The organism is Ideonella sp. P3_A4, assembly GCF_056403075.1.
The window spans coordinates 1-2,993 of the sequence record NZ_JBFUGE010000685.1; the positions used below are offsets into that span (position 1 = coordinate 1).

The window sequence follows — 2,993 nt, forward strand, 5'->3', positions numbered from 1 at the left end:
CTCCCAGCCCCGCCACGCCCGCCACTGCCACCGCCGCTGCCGACCCTTACTTGTGGCTGGAAGACGTGACCGGCGACAAGGCGCTGACGTGGGTGCGCGAGCGCAACGCCGTCTCGCGCCCGCTGCTCGAAGCGCACCCTGATTTCCAGGCCAACCGCAAGCGCTTCAAGGAAATCCTGGATTCGAAGGAGAGCATCCCGGTCGCCTCGCACCAAGGCGGTTGGCTCTACAACTTCTGGCGTGACGAGCAGCACCCGCGCGGCCTGTGGCGCCGCGCCACGCTGGCCGAGTACCGCAAGCCCCAACCGGCGTGGGACGTGGTGCTCGACCTCGACGCGCTGGCCAAGAGCGAGAACGAGAACTGGGTCTGGGCCGGCTCCAACTGCCTGGGCGGCGCATCCACCCGCTGCCTGATCTCGCTGTCGCGCGGYGGCGCCGACGCCAGCGTCGTGCGCGAGTTCGACCTCGCCACCCGCAAATTCGTCGAGGGCGGCTTCGCACTGCCCGAAGCCAAGAGCTCGCTCGACTGGCTGGACGAAAACACCGCCTTCGTCGGCACCGACTTCGGCGCTGGCTCGCTGACCGATTCGGGCTACCCGCGCGTGATCAAGCGCTGGAAGCGCGGCACCCCGCTGTCAGCCGCCGTCACCGTCTACGAAGGCCAGGCGACCGACGTGTCGGCCTTTGCCAGCGTCGACCACACCCCCGGCTTCGAGCGCGTGGTCTTCGGCCGCTCACCCGACTTCTTCAGCACCGAGATGGCGCTGTGGCAAGGCGACAAGGCGGTCACGATCGACAAGCCCGCCGACGCCCAATTCGGCTTCTGGCGCGACCTGGTGATGGTCGAGCTGCGCAGCGACTGGACGGTCGGCGGCAGCACCTGGCCGCGCGGCTCGCTGCTGGTGGCCGACGCCGCCGGTTACCTGCGCGGCGAGCGCAAGTTCACCGCCCTGTTCACGCCCACGGCCACACGTTCGCTGGCCGGCTACTCGACCACCCGCAGCCAGGTGCTGCTGAACGTGCTGGACAACGTCTCCGGCCGCGCCGAAGCCTGGCACCGCGACGCCAAGGGCGGTTGGGTCAAGAAAGACATCGTCGCGCCCTACCCCGGCACGCTGCATGTCACTGGCCTGCACGACCCGCAGGTCAAGAACGACCCGCTGGGCGAGAACTTCTTCGCCAGCTACACCGACTTCCTGACGCCCGACACGCTGTCGCTCGGCAGCACCGCCAGCGACGGGCTGGAAAAGCTCAAGGCCCGCCCGACCTTCTTCGACGCCGCCGGCATGAAGGTCGAACAGCGCTTCGTCACCTCGAAAGACGGCACCAAGGTGCCCTACTTCGTCGTCTGGCCCAAGGGCGCATCGGCCGACGGCAGCAACCCGACGCTGCTGTACGGCTACGGTGGCTTCGAGGTCTCGATGAACCCGTCGTACTCGGGCGCCATCGGCAACGCTTGGTACAACAAGGGCGGCGTCTTCGTGCTGGCCAACATCCGTGGCGGCGGTGAGTTCGGCCCGGGCTGGCACCAGGCCGCGATCAAGCAGAACAAGCAGAAGAGCTACGACGACTTCATCGCCGTGGCCGAAGACCTGATCGCCACCAAGATCACCGACGCGCGCCACCTCGGCATCGAAGGCGGCAGCAACGGCGGCCTGCTGGTCGGCGCGGTGATGGTGCAACGGCCCGACCTGTTCAACGCAGTCGTCTGCCAGGTGCCGCTGCTGGACATGCGCCGCTTCAACCAACTGCTGGCCGGCGCGAGCTGGATGGGCGAGTACGGCAACCCTGACGTGGCCGAAGAGTGGGCCTGGATCTCGAAGTACAGCCCCTACCAGAACGTGAAGGCCGGCGTGAAGTACCCGAAGCCTCTGATCATCACCAGCACGCGTGACGACCGGGTGCACCCGGGCCACGCCCGCAAGATGGCCGCCCGCATGATCGAGCAAGGCCACCCGGTGCTGTACCACGAGTACATCGAAGGCGGCCACAGTGCCGCCGCCGACAACGCCCAGCGCGCCGACCGCCAGGCGCTGGAGTTTGCGTACCTGTGGCAGCAGCTGGGACGCTGATCAGACGCGAACAAACCAAGGCCCCGTCAAGGGGCCTTTTTTCTTGGGCTCGGCGCACGAGCCTGAGAGGGAAGACGCAGTTTCGTAGGCGCAGGTTCAAGCTGCTGGCGTGCCCATGTTGGGCAACAATCCGGCGGCGCGGCGTTGGCCGCTTCATCCGTCTACTCTTTCCTACCGCCCTGTGAGCAGCGCCCCACCCGTCGACTACCAAGCCGTCCTTGATCAGATCCACGCCGAGGTCCAGCCGCTGCTGGGCCGTGGCCAGGTGGCCAACTACATCCCCGAACTGGCCAAGGTCCAGGGAGACCACTTCGGCATGGCCGTCGTCACGTTGGACGGCGAGGTCTTCAGCTGCGGCGACGCGCGCATCCCGTTCTCGATCCAGTCGGTGTCGAAGCTGTTCGCGTTGACGCTGGCCTACCAATGCGAAGGCGACGCGCTGTGGGCACGCGTCGGGCGCGAACCGTCGGGCTCGGCCTTCAACTCATTGGTGCAGCTCGAATCCGAGCAGGGCAAGCCGCGCAATCCGTTCATCAACGCCGGTGCGCTGGTCGTCACCGACGTGCTGTGCACCCGCTTCGTCAACCCGGAGACCGCGCTGGTCGAGTTCGTGCGGCGGCTGTCGGGCAATGCGACGCTGCAGTACGACGACCGCGTGGCGCGCAGCGAGCTGGCCACCGGCTTTCGCAACCGGGCGATGGCCAACTTCATGCGCAGCTTCGGCAACCTGGTGAACCCGGTCGACGATGTGATCGACGCCTATTGCCGCCACTGCGCAATCGGCATGGACAGCGTGGACCTGGCCCGCGCCGTGGCCTTCCTGGCCAACGGCGGCGTCAACCCGTGGAACGGCGAGACCATCGTCGACGCCAGCTCGGCCAAGCGCCTGTCGGCGCTGATGCTGACCTGCGGCACCTACGA

General features: G+C 67.4%; 2 protein-coding genes. Both read left to right on the forward strand.

Annotated elements, in window-relative coordinates; translation table 11 throughout:
* Positions 1–2,072 (forward strand): prolyl oligopeptidase family serine peptidase (locus AC1DYI_RS31130; protein WP_477207982.1); only part of this gene is annotated, 2,072 nt, incomplete at its 5' end.
* A 181-nt stretch (positions 2,073–2,253) separates the two neighbouring features.
* Positions 2,254–2,993, forward strand: a 740-nt coding sequence (locus tag AC1DYI_RS31135) for a glutaminase (protein ID WP_477207983.1), incomplete at its 3' end; no start/stop codon positions are given.